Genomic DNA, 3291 nt, shown 5'->3' with positions numbered 1-3291 from the left:
ATGTTTTTGCCGTAGCGCGCACTCAACTCGGCCGAACGCGCCGCCAGTTCCCGTGGCAAATGCAGGTTCTCCAGGGTCATGCGCCCAACTACTTCGGCGCTGCTGTAGCCGAGCATTTGCTCGGCACCGGGATTGAAAGTGTTGATCACGCCGCGCAGGTCAGTGGCAATGATCGCGACCTGAGTGGCGGCATTCAGCACGCCGCGCAGTTGACCGTGGGTGCCGCGCAATTCCTGCTCGCGCTCGTGCAACTCCTGGGTGCGCACCTCGACCAGGCGCACCGCGCGCTGGCGCTGGCTGACCAGCACGTAAAGCAAGGCGCTGAGCAGTGCGCTGAGCAAGCCGCCCAGAATGATCACGCTGCCCACCGACGAATGGTTGGCTTGCATGAACGCTTCGCTCGGCAGGATATCGACCTGATAGTCGTGATCGGCCATGCGCAGCAAGCGCGTCGCTGCCAAATCGCCGGGCACCGCCTCGTTGCTCGATTCGAACAGCGCCTCGTGCTGATCCTGGGTCGACAGGTCGAGAATGCGCACCGACAGATAATCGTGCAGGGCATCGGGTAATCCGTCGGCGAGCAACTGGCGCATGCTGATCACGGCCATCACATAGCCGAATGGCCGTGATTCTCCAGCGCGACTGACCGGCGCCAGCAGCAACACGCCACGCGCGTACGACGGTTCGATCCCGACCAGATGCATAGGTTGCGACACCGCCATGCTGCCGAGCTGGTCGGCGCGTTGCAGGGTTTCGCGGCGCATGGGTTGGGCGAGCAAGTCGTAGCCCAGTGGTGGCGCCAGTCGGCTTTGGGTTTGCGTGTAGAGCACCGGCACGTATTCCTCGCGCGGCGCCGCCAATTGCAGCTCGCCCTTGGCGTCCAGTTCGCGAATGGTGAAATTGCTCAGGCCTTCATCACGCACCTGCTGTTCAAACGCGGCCCGTTCGGCACCGCTGACTCGCGGGGCGTAGGTGTAGGCCTGGGTGCGCAGCAACAAGGGGCGGGAGTAACCGTCGAATTCGGCGCGGGACACTGATTCGGAGTTGGCGAAGAAGCGCCGCAGGCCATCGAGACGTTGCTCCTGGTCCTGAAAACGTTCGGCGATGCGGCTGTAGCGTTCGTTGGCCAGCAGTTGGAAACGCTGACGCGATTGTTGCTGAAACTGGTTGAAGGTGCCCCATGCGAGCAGCCCGGTGAGAATTCCGCCGGCAAGCAACACCAGCAAAGCGACCAGCCAGGCTGAGACGTCTTCACTGATGAAACCGAGGATTTTCGGGCGCACGGGGTGCAACGGCATAAGCACGACTCACTCCGCCAGATTTGCGGGAAAACCCCATTGGCGGTGTGTGAGTTATAGCTATTAGCCACTAATTTAGCCAGCACCGCTGGATCCACCGAGCCGTTAAAAATCAACGCTCTGTGGATCCAACCAGTGAAAGCGTCAACGAGCCGTGATTTTCCAGGCGCGGTGGATCTTGGTATTGCGGGCGAAATCCGGATCAATGGTCTGCGCGCTGATTTCCTCGACCGCATAACGCTCGGCGAGGTTTTCCTCCAACTGGAACTTGCGGAAGTTGTTGGAGAAATACAGCACGCCACCCGGTGCCAGCCGCGCCATCGCCAAGTCGATCAACTGCACCTGATCGCGCTGCACATCGAAGATGCCTTCCATGCGCTTGGAGTTGGAGAACGTCGGCGGGTCGATGAAGATCAGGTCGTATTCGTCACGGCTGCTTTCCAGCCACGCCATCACATCGCCCTGCTCCAGACGGTTCTTGTCGGAGAAGCCGTTCAACGACAGGTTGCGCCGCGCCCAGTCCAGATAGGTTTTCGACAGGTCGACGCTGGTAGTGCTGCGCGCGCCGCCCTTGGCCGCGTGCACGCTGGCGGTCGCGGTGTAGCAGAACAGATTGAGGAAGCGCTTGCCGGCCGCCTCTTTCTGAATGCGCATGCGCATCGGCCGGTGATCGAGGAACAGACCGGTGTCGAGGTAGTCGGTGAGGTTGACCAGCAACTTCACGCCACCTTCATTGACCTCGACGAACTTGCCCTGCGCCGCCTGACGCTCGTACTGCTTGGTGCCGCTCTGGCGCTCGCGGCGCTTGACCACCACGCGGTTCTTGTCGACGTTCAACGCCTGCGGAATGGCCGCCAGCGCATCGAACATGCGCGCCGAGGCTTTTTCCGGGTCGATGGATTTCGGCGCGGCGTATTCCTGAACGTGCACCCAGTCGTGGTACAGGTCGATGGCCATTGCGTATTCCGGCATGTCGGCATCGTAAACGCGGTAGCAATCGATGCCTTCGCGCTTGACCCACTTGCCCATCGCCTTGAGATTTTTCTGCAAGCGATTGGCAAACATCTGCCCGCCTTCACTCAGGCGCGGCTGTTCGATCACTGGCGCCGGGGCTGGCGTCGGCTTGATCGGGTTGCCGTTCTTGTTGAACTTGCGCTCTTGCGGCTCGTCCGGGGTCTGGTCGTAAGCCGCTTGCTCGCGCTCGGCCTGACGCTGTTCCGGAGTGCGACGTTCGCCAGTGACGAACTGATCGGGCAGAACCTTGATCAGCAGCAGTTTGCACGGCAGCGCGCCGTTCCAGAACGAATACTGCTTATGGCTGCGGATACCCATGCGCTTGCCCAGATCCGGGGCGCCGGTGAACACCGCCGCTTCCCAGTTCAGGCAGGCCTGACGCAGACGCTCGCCGAGGTTCTGATAGAGATACAGCAGGCTGGCTTCGTCTCCGAGACGCTCGCCGTACGGCGGATTACAGATGACCAGACCTTTCTGGTTCTGGTCCGGGCGCGGCTCGAAGGTCGCCACTTCGCCCTGGTAGATCTTGATCCACTCACTGAGGCCGGCACGTTCAACGTTGTTGCGGCCTGGCTGAATCAATCGTGGATCGGCTTCATAACCACGAATCCACAGCGGCGGTTTGGCCAGACCGGCGGCGGCACGCTCGACGGCTTCTTCATGGAGTTTTTTCCACAGTGCCGGCACGTGACCGAGCCACGCGGTAAAGCCCCACTGCTCGCGGCGCAGGTTCGGCGCCATGTCGGCGGCGATCATCCCGGCTTCGACGAGGAACGTACCGACACCGCACATCGGGTCAGCCAGTGCGCCACCTTCGGCGGCAATGCGCGGCCAGCCGGAACGGATGAGGATTGCCGCCGCGAGGTTTTCCTTCAGCGGCGCCGCGCCCTGCTGCAAGCGATAGCCGCGCTGGTGCAGGCTGTGGCCGGACAGGTCGAGGGACAGAATCGCTTCGCCGCGATCCAGACGCAGGTGGATA

At 62.0% G+C, this 3291-nt stretch carries 2 protein-coding genes; both read right to left on the bottom strand.

Annotated elements, in window-relative coordinates; all coding sequences use genetic code 11:
• A partial coding sequence (locus OQK_RS19415; protein WP_038861419.1) for a CHASE domain-containing protein occupies positions 1–1298 on the bottom strand: 1298 nt, incomplete at its 3' end.
• A 144-nt stretch (positions 1299–1442) separates the two neighbouring features.
• Positions 1443–3291, bottom strand: a 1849-nt coding sequence (rlmKL, locus tag OQK_RS19410) for a bifunctional 23S rRNA (guanine(2069)-N(7))-methyltransferase RlmK/23S rRNA (guanine(2445)-N(2))-methyltransferase RlmL (RefSeq protein WP_038861417.1), incomplete at its 5' end; no start/stop codon positions are given.

Source organism: Pseudomonas sp. R62, from assembly GCF_000257605.1.
Lineage (GTDB): Bacteria > Pseudomonadota > Gammaproteobacteria > Pseudomonadales > Pseudomonadaceae > Aquipseudomonas > Aquipseudomonas atacamensis.
Note: the sequence above shows the minus strand (reverse complement) of the source record. Positions and strands in the feature narration are given on the sequence as shown.